This window comes from Arthrobacter sp. JB02-1C (assembly GCF_057748045.1).
Window position 1 is genome coordinate 916,687 of the sequence record NZ_CM173235.1, and the last position, 18,563, is coordinate 935,249.

Annotated in this window: 18 protein-coding genes; 9 read left to right on the top strand and 9 right to left on the bottom strand. The window is 67.3% G+C overall.

Annotated elements, in window-relative coordinates:
• The first annotated feature begins 72 nt into the window (after nt 1-72).
• From AC3ANP_RS04295 to AC3ANP_RS04310, 4 genes are all read left to right on the top strand, one after another.
• Nucleotides 73-252 carry a hypothetical protein gene (locus tag AC3ANP_RS04295; protein WP_488332109.1) on the top strand — a complete coding sequence of 60 codons (180 nt, stop codon included), beginning with the start codon at nt 73-75 and terminating at the stop codon, nt 250-252.
• A gap of 220 nt (nt 253-472) precedes the next feature.
• Nucleotides 473-787 (top strand): hypothetical protein, encoded by a 315-nt coding sequence (locus tag AC3ANP_RS04300; protein ID WP_488332110.1) that lies wholly within the window; start codon nt 473-475, stop codon nt 785-787.
• Nucleotides 788-850: 63 nt separating this feature from the next.
• The gene (locus tag AC3ANP_RS04305; protein ID WP_488332111.1) at nt 851-2,863 is read left to right on the top strand and encodes an acyl-CoA dehydrogenase family protein; all 2,013 of its coding nucleotides are present in this window, start codon (nt 851-853) and stop codon (nt 2,861-2,863) included.
• 163 nt (nt 2,864-3,026) lie between these two features.
• Nucleotides 3,027-3,989 carry a YrzE family protein gene (locus tag AC3ANP_RS04310; protein ID WP_488332112.1) on the top strand — a complete coding sequence of 321 codons (963 nt, stop codon included), beginning with the start codon at nt 3,027-3,029 and terminating at the stop codon, nt 3,987-3,989.
• Here AC3ANP_RS04310 and AC3ANP_RS04315 read toward each other — a convergent pair.
• A complete protein-coding gene (locus tag AC3ANP_RS04315; RefSeq protein WP_488332113.1) occupies nt 3,986-4,414 on the bottom strand; it encodes a YchJ family protein in 429 nt (142 codons plus the stop codon). The genes AC3ANP_RS04310 and AC3ANP_RS04315 overlap by 4 nt on opposite strands.
• A gap of 242 nt (nt 4,415-4,656) precedes the next feature.
• Between AC3ANP_RS04315 and AC3ANP_RS04320 the strand changes: the two genes are divergently transcribed.
• From AC3ANP_RS04320 to AC3ANP_RS04340, 5 genes are all read left to right on the top strand, one after another.
• Nucleotides 4,657-5,271 (top strand): hypothetical protein, encoded by a 615-nt coding sequence (locus AC3ANP_RS04320; protein WP_488332114.1) that lies wholly within the window; start codon nt 4,657-4,659, stop codon nt 5,269-5,271.
• A gap of 40 nt (nt 5,272-5,311) precedes the next feature.
• Nucleotides 5,312-6,316, top strand: coding sequence for an aldo/keto reductase family protein (locus tag AC3ANP_RS04325; RefSeq protein ID WP_488332115.1), 1,005 nt, complete (start codon nt 5,312-5,314; stop codon nt 6,314-6,316).
• A 3-nt stretch (nt 6,317-6,319) separates the two neighbouring features.
• The gene (locus tag AC3ANP_RS04330; protein ID WP_488332116.1) at nt 6,320-7,171 is read left to right on the top strand and encodes an SDR family oxidoreductase; all 852 of its coding nucleotides are present in this window, start codon (nt 6,320-6,322) and stop codon (nt 7,169-7,171) included.
• Between the two features lie 84 nt (nt 7,172-7,255).
• Nucleotides 7,256-8,419 carry a sulfite oxidase gene (locus AC3ANP_RS04335; RefSeq protein WP_488332117.1) on the top strand — a complete coding sequence of 388 codons (1,164 nt, stop codon included), beginning with the start codon at nt 7,256-7,258 and terminating at the stop codon, nt 8,417-8,419.
• 165 nt (nt 8,420-8,584) lie between these two features.
• Nucleotides 8,585-9,691 (top strand): IS110 family RNA-guided transposase, encoded by a 1,107-nt coding sequence (locus tag AC3ANP_RS04340; RefSeq protein ID WP_488332118.1) that lies wholly within the window; start codon nt 8,585-8,587, stop codon nt 9,689-9,691.
• Between the two features lie 303 nt (nt 9,692-9,994).
• Here the strand turns inward: AC3ANP_RS04340 and AC3ANP_RS04345 are convergent, their stop codons facing one another.
• From AC3ANP_RS04345 to AC3ANP_RS04380, 8 genes are all read right to left on the bottom strand, one after another.
• Nucleotides 9,995-10,963, bottom strand: coding sequence for an IS481 family transposase (locus tag AC3ANP_RS04345; protein ID WP_488332119.1), 969 nt, complete (start codon nt 10,961-10,963; stop codon nt 9,995-9,997).
• Between the two features lie 414 nt (nt 10,964-11,377).
• Complete coding sequence (locus AC3ANP_RS04350; protein WP_488332118.1) at nt 11,378-12,484, bottom strand: IS110 family RNA-guided transposase; 1,107 nt, start codon at nt 12,482-12,484, stop codon at nt 11,378-11,380.
• Between the two features lie 185 nt (nt 12,485-12,669).
• Nucleotides 12,670-13,548 carry a cytochrome c oxidase assembly protein gene (locus AC3ANP_RS04355; RefSeq protein WP_488332120.1) on the bottom strand — a complete coding sequence of 293 codons (879 nt, stop codon included), beginning with the start codon at nt 13,546-13,548 and terminating at the stop codon, nt 12,670-12,672.
• A gap of 72 nt (nt 13,549-13,620) precedes the next feature.
• Nucleotides 13,621-14,340, bottom strand: coding sequence for an SGNH/GDSL hydrolase family protein (locus tag AC3ANP_RS04360; RefSeq protein WP_488332121.1), 720 nt, complete (start codon nt 14,338-14,340; stop codon nt 13,621-13,623).
• A gap of 111 nt (nt 14,341-14,451) precedes the next feature.
• Nucleotides 14,452-15,231 (bottom strand): SDR family NAD(P)-dependent oxidoreductase, encoded by a 780-nt coding sequence (locus AC3ANP_RS04365; protein WP_488332122.1) that lies wholly within the window; start codon nt 15,229-15,231, stop codon nt 14,452-14,454.
• Between the two features lie 84 nt (nt 15,232-15,315).
• Nucleotides 15,316-16,983, bottom strand: coding sequence for a DUF4389 domain-containing protein (locus tag AC3ANP_RS04370; protein ID WP_488332123.1), 1,668 nt, complete (start codon nt 16,981-16,983; stop codon nt 15,316-15,318).
• Nucleotides 16,984-17,035: 52 nt separating this feature from the next.
• Complete coding sequence (locus AC3ANP_RS04375) at nt 17,036-18,091, bottom strand: zinc-dependent alcohol dehydrogenase family protein (RefSeq protein ID WP_488332124.1); 1,056 nt, start codon at nt 18,089-18,091, stop codon at nt 17,036-17,038.
• Nucleotides 18,088-18,474 (bottom strand): hypothetical protein, encoded by a 387-nt coding sequence (locus AC3ANP_RS04380; RefSeq protein WP_488332125.1) that lies wholly within the window; start codon nt 18,472-18,474, stop codon nt 18,088-18,090. The genes AC3ANP_RS04375 and AC3ANP_RS04380 overlap by 4 nt, the downstream gene beginning before the upstream one ends.
• Between the last annotated feature and the right edge of the window lie 89 nt (nt 18,475-18,563).

Sequence of the window (18,563 nt, forward strand, 5' to 3'; positions counted from 1 at the left end):
GCCTCACGGAGCACCGTTGAACCTGCCCCGCCGCGGGAGGACACTGGGAGGAGCAGGTGGGAGGAGACCGTGATGCGGATCAGGACAGCATGGATCATCGGAGCAGCGGCGACGGCGGTGGCCTTGGCCGGGGCGTCAGCGGCCGTCGCAACGGACGGGTTGCTGGGGCCGGGCGTTCCGGTGCCGGGGGTGAGTATCGCTCCGCACCCCACGGACAGCCAGGACCCGGACGACGCAGCCCTCCAGCCCTGAGCCCCGAGCGGCCCGGCCGGCACGCAACAAGGTACCGCCGCCCGCGGCGTGACGCCTGTTACTCGTGAGGTTTTCGCGACCTGCCCGTGACCTACCTCCGGGTAGCATTTCGATCCCGTATCAAGACGTCCTGACGCGCGGCCCGGCTCTGGCTGCGCACCCTCCAGCACCCTACGCTCGTTGCCACTGGCTCAGCCGAAGCGATGGTGCAGGAGGAAGAATGCAGCTCGATCTAAGCACGGTGGAAACCGCAACACTGGTCTTCGTTGGGACGCTCGTTTTCGCTTTGTTGATAGCAGTCTTTGTCTGCAGCGCCGCGTTCGCCGCGTTGGCGCTGCTGGGGGCGGGCCGGCTTGGCTGGCTCCTTTCGACCAGGGTCCTGCTGGGCCTGGTGCACGGCATCAATGCAGCCTGGGACCGCCTTCTCCGTCACACGTCCGGAGTGGACCTGCCAGATGGCTTCCCGGGTGAAATTCTGCGCCAGCCCTCCCCTAGCACCGGCACCTACCCGCGGGTAGTATTGCGGGACAGCTGAAGGGTCCTCCACCCGCGGCGGATCCAGGGCTCGAGCCGGTCACCCGGTTAGAGGAGATGCCCAGTGAGCTCCGCCGTCGAGAACCCGCCCACCGAAGATCCGGCCGCTGAAGATTCGGCCGCCGGGAATCCCGCAGCAGCCCGCCTCGGTCCCGAGGCCACCGCTGCGGATGCCCGGGCCGTCGCGGAAGCCGCCCGCGAAACCAGCTGGGAGCGCCCCAGTTTCGCCAAGGGGCTTTACCTGGGCAGCTTCGACCTGAGCCTGGTTCATCCGTGGCCGCAGGCTCCGGCGGATGAGGCGGAACGCGGTGAGGAATTCATGGCACGGCTCACGGCCTACTGCCGGACGCTGTCGGGCAGGGCCATCGAGCGGGACGCCTTGATCCCGGACGCCTACTTGTCCGGGCTTGCGGAGCTCGGCGTCTTCGGCATGAAGATCCCCCGGGAATACGGCGGCCTGGGCCTGTCGCTGGTGTATTACGGCAGGGCCCTCGCGTTGCTGGGTTCCGTGCACCCCAGTCTCGGCGCGCTCCTGTCCGCCCACCAGTCGATCGGCGTCCCGGAGCCGGTCAAGGTTTTCGGCACCCCGGAGCAGAAGCGCGAGTACCTTCCCCGCTGCGCCGCCGGCGCCGTGACCGCTTTCCTGCTCACCGAACCCGACGTCGGCAGCGACCCGGCCCGGATGGGCAGCACCGCCGTGCTTTCCGACGACGGCAACTCGTACCTGCTGGACGGCGTGAAGCTGTGGACCACCAACGGGGTGATTGCCGAACTGGTGGTGGTGATGGCGGTCGTCCCTGCGCACACCGACGCGGACGGCACCGAGCACCGCGGCGGAATCAGTGCCTTCGTCGTGGAGATGGACACCCCCGGCATCACGGTCGAAAACCGCAACGCCTTCATGGGTCTGCGTGGCATCGAGAACGGTGTCACCCGGTTTCACCAGGTTCGGGTGCCGGTCGGCAACCGGCTCGGCCGGGAGGGACAGGGGCTGAAAATTGCGCTCACCACGCTGAATACCGGGCGGCTCTCCATCCCGGCCCTGTGCGTTGCCTCCGGACGGTGGAGCTTGAAGATCGCACGTGAATGGTCCAACGCCCGGATCCAGTGGGGGCGCCCGGTGGGGCAGCACGAGGCGGTGGGGAAAAAGATTGCCTTCATTGCGGCCAGCGCGTTTGCCCTGGACGCGGTCTTCGAGCTCTCCGCCGAGCTGGCGGATGCCGGGCAGAAGGACGTCCGGCTCGAGGCCGCCCTGGCCAAGCTCTGGTCGACCGAGATCAGCTGCCTGATCGCGGACGAGTTGGTACAGATCCGCGGCGGCCGTGGCTTCGAGACCGCCGATTCGCTCGAAGCCCGGGGCGAGCGGGCAGTCCAGGCAGAGCAGCAGGTGCGGGACATGCGCATCAACCGGATTTTTGAGGGATCTTCGGAAATCATGCGGCTGCTGATTGCACGGGAGGCGGTTGACGCCCATCTGGCCGCCGCCGGCGCCCTGGCATCGGCGGACGCCAGCCTGTCCGACAAGGCGAGGGCAGCCATCGGCGCCTCCGGCTTCTATGCCCGCTGGCTGCCGAAACTGGTGGCCGGCAGCGGCATGGATCCGCGTTCCTACGGCGACTTTGGCCGGCTCGGCAGGCACCTGCGGTTCGTGGAACGGGCGTCACGGCGGCTTGCCCGGCAGACGTTCTACGGAATGGGCCGCTGGCAGGCCGGGCTTGAGCACAAACAGGCCTTCCTGGGCCGGATCGTCGATATCGGGGCCGAGCTGTTCGCGATGTCGGCGTCCTGCTCCCGGGCGGAGATGCTGCTGCGGACCTCGCCGGAGCGCGGCGCCACGGCCTACGAACTGGCGGATGCCTTCTGCGAACAGGCGCGGGTGCGGGTGGAAGAGAACTTCGATCGGCTCTGGCGCAACACCGACGATGGCGACCGCGGCCTCACCCGCCGGGTGCTCGCCGGAGACTACGAGTGGCTCGAGGCCGGCGTGCTTGACCAGTCCGAGGGAACAGGGCCCTGGATCGCCGCCGCCGGGAAGGGCCCCTCGGAGAAGGCGAATTTGCACCGAAAGTACCGCTGACGTGCGGAAACGGCATGTCAGCCCCGCGGAAGATCATTAGTAAGCAGGCTTGCTATCGCTGCGGCGGACGTGGTTAGGTGGAATCAAGACCTGATGACGGTCGAAGCATTGCAGTGCCCGGCCGGTTATGGTGCGGGTCAATCAATGAAAGCGAGCAGCCATCATGAGTAGCCCCGTAGGACCCGAAGACCGCACCTCCCGGCGTGACCGGGAGGACGCCGAACCGGACCGGGCACCCAGAATCCATGACGCCCGTGAGGACAACGCGGGAACGGAACGCCCGCTGGCCCCCGGCGCGAGTGCCGAAACCACCGCGGAACGCCGTCCCGACCACAATGCCGGGGCGCGCGCCGAACGCCGTCCCGACCACAATGCCGAGGCCCGCGTGCAGGGCGACGGAGCGCGTTATAACGACACCCGCACGATTCCTGCCGCGCCGGTCCCGCGCGCCGCTGCGGATTCCGCGGAAACCCGGACCATCCAGGGTTCGAGGGCTGTCCGGGACGGCGGCTATGAGCAGGACACTGTGCTCGAGGAGGTCCCCACCCGCCAGACCGTCGTTGCCCGGGAAAAGGAACAGTTCGGCGGCGTCAAGGTCGGTTCAGCGTTCTTCGGCTGGCTGACCGCCACCGGCATGGCCGTGCTTTTGACGGCCCTGGTCGCCGCCGCCGGCACCGCCGTCGGGCTGGCCACCAACACCAACGTCAACGACGCCGTCAACCAGGCGTCGAACAACCAGAGCGTGGGGATCGCCGGCATCATTGCCCTGCTGGTGATTCTCTTCGTGTCCTATTACTGCGGCGGCTACGTGGCCGGCCGGATGGCCCGCTTCAACGGTGCGCGCCAAGGCCTGATGGTGTGGGTCTGGGCGCTCATAGCGGCGGTCGTCGTGGCCGTCCTGGCCCTCACCGCCGGACAGCGCTACAACGTCCTTGCCAACCTGAACAGCTTCCCGCGGATTCCCGTCAATGAAGGTGACCTCACCACGGCCAGCGTGATCGCGGCGGTGGTGATCGCCGTCGTGGCGCTTATCGGAGCGATGCTGGGCGGCCTCGCGGGCATGCGTTTCCACCGGAAGGTGGACCGTGCAGGTTTCACCCCGGCGGACACCCTCGAGGAGGGTTAGCCCGCGGTGCCGCCGTCGAGGTAGTACCAGCACCCACCCTCGCGCCGGAACCGGCTCGCTTCGTGCTGGACTCCGCTCACGCCGTCGTGGCGGAAGTACGCTTTGAACTCGACGAAGCCGACAGTGTCCAGCGGGCCGCCGCGGCGGGTTGAGACGATGTCCAGGCGGCGCCACTGGACGGCCGGGTCGAGGTCCAGCCCGGGAGGCCGGGTGTCGGTGTGCCAGGTGCGCAGCAGGTACCTGGCGTCCTGCACCGCAAACGCCGCATAACGTGCGCGCATGAGCTGCTCCGCCGTCGGCGCCTCCGCTTCGCCGCGGTGGAACCGGCCGCAGCAGTCGTCGTACCGTTCGCCGGAGAGGCAGGGGCAGCGTCCCCCGAACGGCTCCCCGGAAGACTCGGCCCGGCCTTCCTGGTGCTGCGTCACGGTTCTCCTTCCAGTGCGCCGGAAGCACGGCGCCGGCTGCCTTCGACTATAGCCGCCAGCCGAATGTCCGCCGCTGAAGACTGCTGCGGCAGCCCGCCGCCGCGAAGGTATCAGCTTGGACACATCCTGCCGCCCCGGGCAGTTTCGGCGCGTTTCGGCGTGCCGGTGTCCGTAAGGTTAACGGGGGCTGGTGCCTGGTGAGCGGACGGCACTGGCCTCGCACGCTGGAATGGAGAGGTGAAGTGGAAGACCCGACAACGATCGCCATGAATCTGACCTTTTTCGGCACCCTCGCCCTGGGCCTCGTCCTGTTCCTGGGCGTCTTCATCGCTTTCATCATCACGTTGCTGCTGGCCGGCGTCGGGCGGCTGCTGGCCGTTGCCGTCACGGCCGTGGCAGTCGGCTGGTCGGCCGCTCGCGAAGCCGGCGGCAGGAATCCCCGCGGGCCCGCGCAAGCAGCCCGGCCCGCCACCGCACAGCCAGCCGTGCGCTCGGCTCCGCCGGCAAAGCCCGCCCGGCCGGCCCGCAGGGAACCGCAGCTTTCTCCCGAGTGGACCGCGGCCGTGGCGCGCGCGGACGAGCGGGCCCAGGCCCGGGCCAAGGCGGAGGCAGCGCCGGAGATCTCGGTGTCCGTGCGCGAACTGCCCAGCCCGAAGGCGCCGGTGCAGGAAATCGAGGCGGTGGGCCCGCTCGTCGAATCCGCGACCGACCGGAACGGCAGCGCCACCGCCTCTGCTGCCCCGCGGGCTTTCGCCAAGCCGCCGCTGCCGCCGGCGAGCCCGGTCCTGGACACCGGATCTCTCACCATGCTCAAGCACCGGCCGGGCCGGCCGGACCAGCAGCGGAAGGCCAGCTAGGACCTTACCCCTGGCCGGCATCTGGGCTACGTTGGGACCCATGGAATTCAGATACCTGGGCAACAGCGGCTTCAAAATCTCGGAGATAACCTTCGGCAACTGGCTTACCCACGGCTCCCAGGTGGAGAACGACGTCGCCACCCAGTGCGTGCGGGCTGCGCTCGACGCCGGGATCAGCACCTTCGACACCGCCGATGTGTACGCCAACACCGCCGCGGAAACGGTGCTGGGCGAGGCTCTGAAGAATGAGCGGCGTGAGTCCGTGGAGATCTTCACGAAGGTTTTCGGACCCACCGGGCCGAAAGGCCACAATGACGTGGGCCTGTCCCGCAAACACATCATGGAGTCCATCAACGGGTCGCTGTCCCGGCTGCAGACGGACTACGTGGACCTTTACCAGGCACACCGCTACGACGTCGAGACCCCGTTGGAAGAGACCATGCAGGCTTTTGCCGACATTGTCCGCCAGGGCAAGGCCCTGTACATCGGCGTCAGCGAATGGACAGCAGAACAGATCCGCGACGGCCACGCCCTCGCCAAGCAGCTCGGCTTTCAGCTGATTTCCAACCAGCCGCAGTACTCCATGCTGTGGCGGGTGATCGAAGCGGAGGTGGTGCCGGCGTCGGAGGAGCTCGGCCTCTCCCAGATCGTCTGGTCCCCCATGGCACAAGGCGTTCTCAGCGGCAAGTACCGGCCGGGCCAGCCGGCGCCGGAGGGCAGCCGTGCCACGGACGCCAAGGGCGGGGCACAGATGATCGAACGATGGATGTCCGACGAGGTGCTCACCGGTGTGCAGCAGCTCAAGCCGATCGCCGATGAGGCCGGGCTGACCATGCCGCAGCTGAGCCTGGCCTGGGTGCTGCAGAACAAGAACGTGGCGTCGGCGATCATGGGCGCCTCCCGGCCGGAGCAGATCGCCGGGAATGTGGCGGCGTCGGGGGTCAAGCTGGACGCGGAGATCATGGAAAAGATTGATGCCGCCATCGGCTCCCTCGCCGAACGCGACCCGGCCAAGACCACGTCGCCCGCCTCACGGCAGGCCTGACCCGTGGAAGCCCTGCCGGAACTCGCCGTGACCGGATCCACCGGCCACCTCGGCGGCAACGTGGCCCGGATGCTGGCAGCCGCCGGCATTCCCCAGCGGCTCCTAGTGCGCGACGCCGGGCGCGTCCCGCAACTCGAGCACGCTGTTCCGGCGGTAGCCAGCTACGCGGATGCGGCCCAGGCCGAATCCGCCCTGGCCGGGGCGAAGACATTGTTCATGGTCTCCGCAGCCGAGGCCGAGGACCGTCTTCAGCAGCATTACACGTTTGTCGATGCGGCTGCCAGGGCCGGCGTGCAGCACATTGTCTACACGTCGTTCTTCGGCGCGGCCCCGGACTGCACCTTCACGTTGGGGCGGGACCACTACGCCACGGAGGAACGGATCAAGGCGTCCGGGATGGCGTACACGATTCTGCGGGACAACTTCTACCTGGACTTCTTGCCCCTGCTGGCCGGCGAAGACGGCGTGATCCGCGGCCCGGCGGGAAGCGGTGTGATGGCAGCCGTCGCCCGGGTCGATATCGCCCGCGCCGCGCTGACGGTACTTGGCGAACCCGCCCTGCACACGGGCCGGAGCTACGACCTCACCGGACCGGATGACCTCTCCCTGGCCGCGGCCGCGGAACTGCTCACCGCGGGCACCGGGCGGACCATCAGCTACCGCAACGAAACCCTGGAGGAGGCTTACGCCTCCCGGGAGCCCTACGGTGCGCCGCGGTGGCAGGTGGACGCCTGGGTCAGCACCTACACCGCTATCGCCGCCGGCGAACTGGCCGGCCCGACGTCGGCCGTGCACGAGCTCACCGGCCGGGAACCACTGGGGCTGGCAGCCTTCCTGCGGGAATCCCAGATTTAGCCCTCCCGGCCGCGTTTTGGTGTTGACGCGTTCCGGGTCGGCGGCGTAGAGCTAAAGCCAGGCGTCACACAGAATCGCAGTCCAATGACCGAACAACTTCCCAATCAACTTTCCGTGCACACCCCGGCCGGCCCGCCGGGCCTGACCGCGAGCCTGCCAGCACCCACACCGGGTCCGCACCCTGCCGAGCCCAGCCACGGCCCGCTTACCGCCGAAGAGTTGCAGCTGGCGGTACGGAATCATTCGATGCCACTCGAGGCTCTGCGGCACGACGTGACCCCACCGGGACTGCATTACCTCCTGGACCACTTCGACATCCCGGCCATCGACGGGGAGAGCTGGCACCTGAGGCTAGGCGGGGCCGTCCGGCAGTCGCTGGAACTGAACCTCAGGGCGCTGCGCCGGGCGCCGAGCATCAGCGTTCCGGTCACGCTGGAGTGCGCCGGCAACGGCCGCTCCCTGCTGGACCCGCGGCCGCTGAGCCAACCCTGGACGCTGGAGGGTGTCGGCACGGCCGTCTGGACCGGGGTCCCGCTGGCATACCTGCTGGCCCGGGCCGGCGTGGAAGACGACGCGGTGGATGTCTCGTTCACCGGGGCGGACGCCGGGATCCAGGGCGGGATCCATCAGCACTACGCGCGCAGCCTGCCGATCGCGGAGGCGCTGCGCCCCGACGTCGTGCTGGCGTACCGGATGAACGGCGTTGACCTGCCGCCCCAGCACGGCTACCCGCTGCGGCTCGTGGTGCCCGGCTGGTATGGGATGGCGAGCGTCAAGTGGCTCTCCTCAATCAAGGTGTTGACCCGGCCGTTCGACGGTTTTCAGCAGTCCGTCGCGTACCGCTACCAGCAGGATGCGGACGACGCCGGCACTCCGGTCACCTGGATGAAGGTGCGTTCGCTGATGGTCCCGCCGGGCGTCCCGGACTTCTTCAGCCGCAGGCGCTTCCTGCCCGCGGGTCCGGTGATGCTGACCGGGCGGGCCTGGTCCGGCCAGGGCGCTGTCCGTCGGGTCGAGGTAGGGATCGACGGTAAATGGGCGCCGGCGCAGCTGGACCAGCCGGCGGCGCCATTCGCCTGGTCCGCCTGGTCGATGCCGTGGGTGGCGGATCCGGGGGACCACGAACTGTCGTGCCGGGCCACGGACGCCGGCGGCGCCACCCAGCCGCTTGAACCGGTCTGGAATTACCAGGGCATGGGCAACAACGTGGTGCAGCGGATCCAGGTCACCGTGGAAAGCGCTGCCTAGGAGAAACCCCGCCTAGACGATATGAAGTGTGGTGGTTGCCTGACGTAGGACTGGAACCTCGGGTTCAAAGAGGTTCGTGGGTTGCCAGTCAGGCCACTGTTCCGCGCCGAAGCGCGGGGGGTGTGGACTGGTAGAGCCACATTTGAACGTCTGGAGGTTCCAGCCATGAATAAGCGTACTTATGTCGGTTTGGATGTCCATGCGCGCAGCGTGAAGGGCTGCGCGATTAACCATGAAACGGGCGAGATCCTGAGGCAGAGCCTGGCCGCCAGCGATGCCGGGATCGCCGAGTGGGTTTCCGGATTGCCGGGGCCGGTCCTCGTTGTTTATGAGGCAGGCCCAACCGGATTCGGTTTGGCCCGGCTGTTGGTCGATGCAGGGGTCGAGTGCCTTGTGGCTGCGCCCTCGAAGCTTCAAAGGCCGTCCGGGGACCGGGTGAAGACCGACGCGCGCGATGCCGAGCATCTGGCCCGGTTGGCACTGCTCGGACAGATTACGCCCGTGCGGGTTCCTGGCCGAGCGGATGAAGCGGCGCGTGATCTGGTGCGCGCCCGCGAGGACGTCCGTGCGGACCTGATGAGGGCCAGGCACCGGATCTCGAAGCTGCTGCTCCGCCACGGGCTGGTGTATTCCGGCGGCCATGCCTGGACCGGCGCCCACCACACCTGGCTGCACCGGCAACGATTTGACGATCCGGCCCTGCAGGCCGCCTACGAGGCAAGCCTGGAGACCGCGGAACTGACGCTGGACCGCAGAAACCGTCTGGACTCCAAGATCACCGAGCTGGCGGCAACCGACCGGTATGCCCCGGTGGTGCGGGCCCTGATGTGTCTGCGCGGCATCTCGGTGCTCACCGCCGTCGGCCTCGCAGTGGAAATCGGTGACTGGAACCGCTTCACCGGCAACACCATCGGCGCCTATCTGGGCCTGGTTCCCTCGGAACATTCCTCCGGCGCTTCCCGGTCCCAAGGCGGGATCACCAAGACCGGCAACACCCATGCCCGCCGCCTGCTGGTCGAGGCCGCCTGGCACCACCGCCGGCCCTACACTCACGTCAGCCAAGAGATGCGTTCCCGCTGGGACATCGCGGATGAAGCGTCCCGGGTCCGCGGCCATCAGGGCAACCACCGGCTGCACCGCAAGTGGGAGCAGTTCGAGGCCCGGCACAAACGCCGGGTCATCGCGAACGTCGCCGTAGCCCGGGAACTGGCTGGCTGGTGCTGGTCCCTCGCCGCCCCGATCCAACAGGAACAGCCATGGACGGATGAATAGACGTGTGCCGTTCCCGACCCGGCCTGGATGGCTCGGCAGCGTGGAGGAGACCCGCGATACACCTATGGACAACCGGCCAATCACCCGGTGACGCCCGACATTGCTAGACCAGCGGCACCCCTCCAGCCGAACACCTCGTCCTGCGGTAACCAACCCGCGCATATCAGCATGACAGCGCCTCACGTCGATCACGACGCGCCAGCCAACCGGAGACCACGCAGGGAACGGACACAAAAGAGCGGTCCAGGACAAACCAGCCCTGGACCGCTCACCCTTGCCCTCTTGACAAGGAACGCCTACATATCAGGTGTATTGACCTGAGAGGTTGGTGACGCGGCTGGCGGGTGGTTGACCCTTGAGTGAAGTGTGGCCTCGGTGATGATTGTAGTGATGGAGCCAATCGCTGAAAGCGGCAACACGCTCTGATTCTGATCCGTAGGGTTTGGCGTAGGCCCACTCGTCCAGCATGGTGCGGTTGTAGCGCTCGACTTTGCCGTTGGTCTGCGGACGGTAGGGGCGGGTCCGTTTGTGCGTGATATCCGGACCCAAGGCGTCTTTGAACGCGTAGGAGCGGTAGCAGGAGCCGTTGTCCGTCAATACCCGTTTCACGGTAATCCCGCAGGACTCGAAGTAGGCGTTGGCGCGTTCCCAGAACCCGGCCGCGGTTTCCTTCTTTTCATCGGCCAGGATCTCGGTATAGGCCAGCCGGGAATGGTCATCAACGGCGTTGTGCAAGAACGCGTAGCCAGGTCTCCGGTTCGCCGCCGTGCCGGTCTTGTTCCGCCTGCCAGCGGCCCTGCCCACGCTCCGGTGACCGCCTCCGTCCGGGATCCGCCCGAGCTTCTTGATGTCCACGTGGACCAGGTCCCCGGGGCCCTCGTGCTCGTAGCGGCGGATCACCCGGCCGGTGGCACGGTCCAGCCAGGACAGCCTGGCCAGCCCGAACCTCGAGAGCACCCGGTGCACGGTGGACGGGTGGATCCCCAGCAGGTAACCGATCCGCGCCGGGCCCCACCGGCGGTTGACTCTGATCGCAATGATCCGCCGTTCCCGCCGGGGGCAGGTCCGTCGCGGCGAGGTTCGGGGCCTACTCGAGGCATCCTGCATGCCGGCCTCACCATGGTCGCGGTAGCGGCCGGCCCACCGCGATGCGGTCGTGACCGAGACCTGGAACCGTTCAGCCGCCCGCCGCAGCGGCCATCCGTCATCAACGATGCATCTGGCCAGCCGGAGCCTGCCCTTAGGCGTGAGGATCGCGTTAGCATGGGACATTGAAGACCTCCTTGTGAACTGGACTCTCGACAAGCCCAACTCCACTCGGAGGTCTTCTTTTTGTCACCCAACCACGCCGGTGTTCCTAACGTCCGTGGTCAATACACCTGATATGTAGGCGTTCCTTGTCAAGAGGGCAAGGGTGAGCGGTCCAGGGCTGGTTTGTCCTGGACCGCTCTTTTGTGTCCGTTCCCTGCGTGGTCTCCGGTTGGCTGGCGCGTCGTGATCGACGTGAGGCGCTGTCATGCTGATATGCGCGGGTTGGTTACCGCAGGACGAGGTGTTCGGCTGGAGGGGTGCCGCTGGTCTAGCAATGTCGGGCGTCACCGGGTGATTGGCCGGTTGTCCATAGGTGTATCGCGGGTCTCCTCCACGCTGCCGAGCCATCCAGGCCGGGTCGGGAACGGCACACGTCTATTCATCCGTCCATGGCTGTTCCTGTTGGATCGGGGCGGCGAGGGACCAGCACCAGCCAGCCAGTTCCCGGGCTACGGCGACGTTCGCGATGACCCGGCGTTTGTGCCGGGCCTCGAACTGCTCCCACTTGCGGTGCAGCCGGTGGTTGCCCTGATGGCCGCGGACCCGGGACGCTTCATCCGCGATGTCCCAGCGGGAACGCATCTCTTGGCTGACGTGAGTGTAGGGCCGGCGGTGGTGCCAGGCGGCCTCGACCAGCAGGCGGCGGGCATGGGTGTTGCCGGTCTTGGTGATCCCGCCTTGGGACCGGGAAGCGCCGGAGGAATGTTCCGAGGGAACCAGGCCCAGATAGGCGCCGATGGTGTTGCCGGTGAAGCGGTTCCAGTCACCGATTTCCACTGCGAGGCCGACGGCGGTGAGCACCGAGATGCCGCGCAGACACATCAGGGCCCGCACCACCGGGGCATACCGGTCGGTTGCCGCCAGCTCGGTGATCTTGGAGTCCAGACGGTTTCTGCGGTCCAGCGTCAGTTCCGCGGTCTCCAGGCTTGCCTCGTAGGCGGCCTGCAGGGCCGGATCGTCAAATCGTTGCCGGTGCAGCCAGGTGTGGTGGGCGCCGGTCCAGGCATGGCCGCCGGAATACACCAGCCCGTGGCGGAGCAGCAGCTTCGAGATCCGGTGCCTGGCCCTCATCAGGTCCGCACGGACGTCCTCGCGGGCGCGCACCAGATCACGCGCCGCTTCATCCGCTCGGCCAGGAACCCGCACGGGCGTAATCTGTCCGAGCAGTGCCAACCGGGCCAGATGCTCGGCATCGCGCGCGTCGGTCTTCACCCGGTCCCCGGACGGCCTTTGAAGCTTCGAGGGCGCAGCCACAAGGCACTCGACCCCTGCATCGACCAACAGCCGGGCCAAACCGAATCCGGTTGGGCCTGCCTCATAAACAACGAGGACCGGCCCCGGCAATCCGGAAACCCACTCGGCGATCCCGGCATCGCTGGCGGCCAGGCTCTGCCTCAGGATCTCGCCCGTTTCATGGTTAATCGCGCAGCCCTTCACGCTGCGCGCATGGACATCCAAACCGACATAAGTACGCTTATTCATGGCTGGAACCTCCAGACGTTCAAATGTGGCTCTACCAGTCCACACCCCCCGCGCTTCGGCGCGGAACAGTGGCCTGACTGGCAACCCACGAACCTCTTTGAACCCGAGGTTCCAGTCCTACGTCAGGCAACCACCACACTTCATATCGTCTAGGCGCCAAAGGGTCCGGCCGGGTACCGCCGGGGTCAGCGGCCGCGCCGCAGGTGCTCGGCATTGAGGGCGTCGAGTTGTTCGTCGGTCAGCTCATCGAAACTGCGCGCTTCGCGCTTGTCACTCCGGGAAAAGCGCATGAACATCAAGATAATCAGGGGCAGGTCGACGATTTCGCAGATGAACCACAGGAGGTCACCGGCCAGTTGCTGGTCGCGTAAGGGATCCGGGAACCACGGCACGGCAGACCGTCCGGTGACGTGGTCCAGGACCTGGCCGTTCAGGCGCAGGAGAATGCCTGGGACCGCGTCAATAAGCAACTCGATGAAAACGAAGAGAATCTCCAGGGTGATGAACGTACTGGAGCGGCGAAAGTCTTCCTCTTCAATGATCGGGAGCGCCATCAGCAGGCCCAGCAGCGGTATCCCGACGGTCAGGAGTGCCTCCGCCAGCGGCTCTGCGCGCAGGGTGTAAAACGCGGGCGTAAGGAAGGTGGAGAAAAGCGCCAGCCCCAGCAGCGGTGCCACCATCGAGTTACTGATCAGCCGGACCAGTCGATATGCCAACACGCGGTCAAGGCGGGCACCCCCTGCCGCGGACAGTGCCGCCCGGGCCAGGGAGAGGGGCTTCCCCAGCCCGATCAGAAGCGGCACCACGAATAGCATCAGCGCGATCTTCAGGGTGAACGCCCAGCGGAGCTGGGCGCTGTACACGCCCGGAAATCCGCAGGTAAGCACGGTCAGCGAGCCAAGGCCGAGGAGGTAGAAGGCGAGCGTGCGCCACAGGGGCCAGCGGCGTCCCTTGCCGGCCGCCGCCTTCAGCGCGATCGCGTACAGCACGCCGGAGCTGACAATGGCGGCGAGCGCGGTCCAGTCGGCCCGCCAGGAGGTAAGAACGACGTCGAGGGGCGGCATCGGCTCAGGATAACCGCTCTTGCTTGGAGCAAGGCCGGAACCCGGTGCCCCGGCTGCCTGCCCGCCAGGTGCTCACTCGGCGGCCCTGCCCGGCTCGGCGACGGGCCCGGGCGAGGCCTGCTCGATGACGGCGGCGATCCGCGCCTGGAGGTAGTGTTGCCCGGCGACGGTGGGATGGTCGCCGTCGGGGCCGATCAGGTCCTCCGCGTCGTCGCTGATCCAGCCCTCCGCGATCGGGTCGACGAACGCGGCGCCGGCGCCCTGCGCGGCGGACTTGAGCTGCGCCCGGATGCCCAGCAGCCCTGCCCCTGGGTCGCCCGAGTACGACGGCGGTCCGACCACGATGATCTTCGCCGACGGGGCCAGGGCCTCGGCGTGGCTGATCGCGGCGGAGGCGGCGTCTCCGACGGCGGCAGGAGTGTAGCCGAGGTCGTTTTCGGAGCCGAAAAAGACGACGATCCCCGTCTGCGCGGTGACAAACTGGTCCACCTGGGTCCCGAAGGTGCCATCGAGATCGCCTGGCTGGACGTAGCCACTGCCGTTTTCCGCGGCGTTCACCACCCGGACTCCGGCGAGCAGCGGGTCGGTGCCCAGCAGTGCGGGCCATGCCTGTTGCGGCGAAGTGCCGTGGCCGGTGCTGAGTGAGTCCCCGACAACTACCACCCGGGCCGAGGGAGCCGCGGCGTGGGGTTCTCGTGCACCGGCCGCCGCCGGCAGCGTGAGCACGCACAGCATCAGGCCCGGCACCGCAAGCCGTGGCCGGAACGCGCGCTGCGGCGGACTTTTTCGCATCGATCTGCCTCCCACCGGCGACTCCTGGGGCGCCGGTCCGGCACCCGTTCCTGCTATTGTCCCCCGTTGGCTGTTTCCGCGGTATGGCTGGCAGCCCGGTCCGGGCAGCCCCTAGTAGTCGACGATCGCGCCGCTGGAAAGGTTGATGGTGGCGTCGGTGATGGCTCCGGCCTTGTCCGAGGCGATGAAGCTAGCCGCGTTGCCCACGTCCAGCAGGGTGGCGGTGCGGTTCAGGTGGGCGGACGCCGCGATTGCCTTCACGATCTCCTCACGTTCCGGCACCTGCCAGGGAATTGTCTCAATGATGCCGCCGGAGACCAGGGTGATGACCCGGACGCCGGATTTGCCCAGCTCGAGGGCCCACTGGCGCCGCTGGCCCTCCATGGCGTCCAGTGCCACTTTAAAGCCTCCGAGCCCGGCCAGGGTCTGTGGTCCGGAACCGCCGAACATCAGAACGACTCCGGACTTTTGCTTGACCATGTAGCCCGCGGCAGCCCGGGTGGTCAGGAAGTGGGTGCGGGCGGCGACGGTGATCGGCCGGGTGAAGTCGTCAACGTCGATCTCCAGCAGCGGGCGCTGGACCTCGCCCAACGAAATGAGGTTGAAGGAAATGTCGATCCGTTTGGTCTTTTTCGCCACGGCGCCGACGAAGGCGTTTACCTGGTCCTCGTTCAGGGCGTCGACGACGGCGGTCTCCGCCTTCCCGCCCTTCTCCCGGATAGCGCGTGCCACCTTTTCCAGCGGCGCTTCGGTCCGGCCCGCGAGGTACACGGCGGCTCCCTCGGCGGCAAAGGCCTGTGCCACTGCGCCGCCGATCTCACCGCCCGCTCCGTAGACCAGGGCTGTCTTGCCTTGCAGCAGGCCGCCGGTGGGTGCTTGGTTTGTCTGCATCGGTCCTGCCTCCCGCCGCGGGTGGTAAATTCCCTCCACTATGTTCTCGCCGGGGGCAGGTGGCAAGGGGGAACCGGCCCCGGGTCAGGGCGGAGGCGGTGCCTGCTCCGGCGGCACTGACGCGGACGGACCGCCGATGCCGTAGAAGCCCGGCGGCAGCTGCGGATTCCCAGCGGAGTCCTGCTGGCCAAAGCCGGGGGCTGCCGGCGGTCCATCGCTCGGGACCCGCTGGCGGTCGCCCGGGTCGGTCGGTCCCAGGTCCAGGTGGAACGGCGGGTACTCATCCCGCATCAGGGCCACGTACGCGACGACGCGGTAGATCCAGCGGTTCAGACCCAGCAGCAGGTCGAACAGGCCGGGCCAATACCGGCCGGTGAAGAGCAGGATGACGCCGGCAATGAGCACCAGCAGCCCGATCAAGGAGATGCCGGCATTCTGCTGGATCCACTGGCCGTCCGCCCGGTACCCGTCGGCGCCCCAGCCGCGCGTGGTCCCGGTGAGGATGCCGATGATCAGCAGGTGCGGGATGGCCAGCAGCCAGGACTTCACCAGCACCAGTCCGTGCGAGAGCTTTTCCGGGTAGTCGACGTCGAAATCCGCCGGATAGCCGCCGCGGGCCAGCGTGAAGGGCGGGTACTGGTCCGTCCCGAGGGCCGAGTAGGAATAGAAGGCCACCCGCCAGTTCCAGCGGATCACGCCGACGTTGAAGTTGAACAGCGAGCGCGGATAGCGGCCGGTGAACAGGATCGCGAACCCTGCCACGATGGTGGTGACCACGAATGCGAACCACAGGAAGAACAGCACAATGAAGTGCGGGATGGCCAGGAACCATTTGACCAGCCAGAGCCAGCGGGACAGCTGCGGGTCCAGATAGCCGCTGAGCCGCGCCGGATAGACGTAGCCGCCGGGCGGGGCGGCGGCGGCCAGGGAACCGGGCGGCGCCTGTGCCTGTGCCTTGACGTACGGCGGGCCGGAAGGCGGGCCGCCGCGGTAAGGGCTGGGAGCGGGGCCAGCGGCCGGCGTCCCTGGGTACGGCTGTCCCGGTTGCGGTTGCTGGCCCGGTCCCTGCGGCGGCCCGCCGCGGCCCAGGCCCACGGCACCGGCCACGATCAGCGGGACGCCGACGGCCAACAGCACCACGCCGCCGATCAGCAGCCCGAGGAAGACCGGCCAGAGCAGTTCGGAGCGAGCACCGCCGCGCAGGTCTACCGACACCGGGCTGCTGGCATCGGCGTTCATGATCACCACGGCCCAGTTCCCGGAGCGGAGGTCCCATCTGAGTTCCTGGGTGCCGGGACCGGTGGCCGACGCTGTCCAGAATTTCTGGTCGGCGGGCCGGGCGGGCGGTGTCGTGCCGGTAACGTCACGGTATTGGACCCGGAAGGGTGAAAAGTGGACCTCGGTGAGTTCGGAGTGTTTGACGTCGCTGAGATACGCGGCCACATCCGCCTGCGGTGCGATGCCGATGAAGATCTGCTGCGCGGAGTTCGCAGCGGAACCCCGCAGCAACACGCTGCCCGCCAGCGCGGCCGGGTCCACGCCGGAGGGGCCGGCGTCGATCATGACGTTTAGCCGCGGTGACGTCAGGGCGTAAGAGTCCACCATGTAACGCTCGGACGGTGTGGTGAAGAAGCCGCCGTCCCGCTGTTGATAGTTGGCCCAGCCGGTGAAGGCGGCGCCGGCCAGGAGTCCCAGGCCCAGCAACGCAGCGAGCGTGCCGAGCACCAGCATGACGATCCGGCCCGGTCTCATGGCCCTTCCGGCACCTCCCGCAGCGACGCCCCCGGTGCTGTCTGGCAGGCCCTCATGCGCTGATCACCACTTTCAGTGCCTTCGTTTCGGCGGCTCGGGCAAAGGTGTCGTAAGCGTCCAGGAACTGGTCGAACGTGAAATGGTGCGTCGCGAACTTCTCGGCCGGCACCTTGTGCTGCGCGACCAGCTTGAGCAACATCGGGGTGGTGTTGGCGTTGACCAGGCCCATGCTGATGTTGATGTTCCGGATCCAAAGGTCTTCCACGTGCAGTTCCACCGACTTGCCGTGCACTCCCACGTTGGCCACGTTGCCGCCGGGGCGGACGATCTGGGTACACATGCTGAACGTGGCCGGGATGCCGACCGCCTCGATGGCCACGTCTACTCCCTGCCCGTCGGTGCGGGCGAGAACCTGGTCCTTCCAGTCGGCGTCGCCCGAGAGCACGACGTCGGTGGCTCCGAACTCACGGGATTTTTCCAGCCGGTTCGCGTCAAGGTCGACGGCGATGATGGTGGCGGCGCCGTAAAGTCCTGCCGTGGCAATCGCGGCAAGCCCGACCGGGCCCGCGCCGATCACGGCCACGGTATCGCCGGGCTTGACCCGACCATATTGCACACCGATCTCAAACCCCGTGGGGAGGATGTCGGACAGCATCACGGCACGCTCGTCGCTTACACCCTCCGGCAGCAGGTGCAGCGAATTTTCGGCGTAGGGGACACGGACATATTCGGCCTGGGTGCCGTCGATCAAGTGGCCGAACACCCAGCCGATTCCCGGTTGCCCCTCCTCACCCATGCAGTGCGAGTAGAGACCCGTCTTGCAGTTGGCGCAGTGCCCGCAGGACTTGATGCAGGAAATGATAACTCGGTCCCCCACCTTGAGACCGGTCACGGACGACCCGATCTCCGTGATGGTTCCGACGCCTTCATGGCCGAGAATCCTGCCCTTGGTGACAGCCGGCACGTCGCCCTTCAGGATGTGCAGATCTGTGCCGCAGATGGTGGTGGTGTCCACCTTGACGATCACGTCGCTCGGATTTTGGATCTTCGGATCGGGGACCTCCGTCCACGACTTCTGGTCCGGACCGCCATACACGAGAGCTTTCATGCAAGTTCCCTTGTTCGAAGGATCACCGGCGGATCGACGATCCGCAGGCGGCAAGGCATGACCGATGTATCGATGCCGGACGACACGATGGCCCGGCTGGCATGTTCCCGGAGCTCCTCAAGGGCCGCCGCGGTGACCCGGGCATGAGCGAGATCCACAACGAGTTCATAGCCGGCGAGCTTGGTGGCGACGCGGCGGCAAACGACATACAGCGCGCGGATGTTCTCGGTGGTGACGACGCCCCGCGCTTCCACGCGGGCGCACTCTCCGATGGGGTCGATCCGGATGACGACTTTGATCCGGGGATCGCCGTGGGAGGGGTGGGCGTGGAACGACCGGGCGCGGCTGGCGTGATTCCAATGGCGCAAATTACTCTGTGGCATCAGCGCCCGCCTGAAATGTCGACGCGGGGCTGCGTATGCGGGGGAAGCTGACGTCGTGGAGGGTTTACTGAGATCAAGGATGGAATACT

Excerpts from the sequence above, each read along its gene's own strand:
- AC3ANP_RS04345 (WP_488332119.1), bottom strand. The coding sequence starts at position 10,963 with ATGTCCCATGCTAACGCGATCCTCACGCCTAAGGGCAGGCTCCGGCTG.
- AC3ANP_RS04325 (WP_488332115.1), top strand. The coding sequence starts at position 5,312 with ATGGAATTCAGATACCTGGGCAACAGCGGCTTCAAAATCTCGGAGATA.
- AC3ANP_RS04365 (WP_488332122.1), bottom strand. The coding sequence starts at position 15,231 with ATGCAGACAAACCAAGCACCCACCGGCGGCCTGCTGCAAGGCAAGACA.
- AC3ANP_RS04355 (WP_488332120.1), bottom strand. The coding sequence starts at position 13,548 with ATGCCGCCCCTCGACGTCGTTCTTACCTCCTGGCGGGCCGACTGGACC.
- AC3ANP_RS04335 (WP_488332117.1), top strand. The coding sequence starts at position 7,256 with ATGACCGAACAACTTCCCAATCAACTTTCCGTGCACACCCCGGCCGGC.
- AC3ANP_RS04310 (WP_488332112.1), top strand. The coding sequence starts at position 3,027 with ATGAGTAGCCCCGTAGGACCCGAAGACCGCACCTCCCGGCGTGACCGG.
- AC3ANP_RS04295 (WP_488332109.1), top strand. The coding sequence starts at position 73 with ATGCGGATCAGGACAGCATGGATCATCGGAGCAGCGGCGACGGCGGTG.
- AC3ANP_RS04375 (WP_488332124.1), bottom strand. The coding sequence starts at position 18,091 with ATGAAAGCTCTCGTGTATGGCGGTCCGGACCAGAAGTCGTGGACGGAG.
- AC3ANP_RS04300 (WP_488332110.1), top strand. The coding sequence starts at position 473 with ATGCAGCTCGATCTAAGCACGGTGGAAACCGCAACACTGGTCTTCGTT.
- AC3ANP_RS04370 (WP_488332123.1), bottom strand. The coding sequence starts at position 16,983 with ATGAGACCGGGCCGGATCGTCATGCTGGTGCTCGGCACGCTCGCTGCG.
- AC3ANP_RS04380 (WP_488332125.1), bottom strand. The coding sequence starts at position 18,474 with ATGCCACAGAGTAATTTGCGCCATTGGAATCACGCCAGCCGCGCCCGG.
- AC3ANP_RS04360 (WP_488332121.1), bottom strand. The coding sequence starts at position 14,340 with ATGCGAAAAAGTCCGCCGCAGCGCGCGTTCCGGCCACGGCTTGCGGTG.
- AC3ANP_RS04350 (WP_488332118.1), bottom strand. The coding sequence starts at position 12,484 with ATGAATAAGCGTACTTATGTCGGTTTGGATGTCCATGCGCGCAGCGTG.
- AC3ANP_RS04340 (WP_488332118.1), top strand. The coding sequence starts at position 8,585 with ATGAATAAGCGTACTTATGTCGGTTTGGATGTCCATGCGCGCAGCGTG.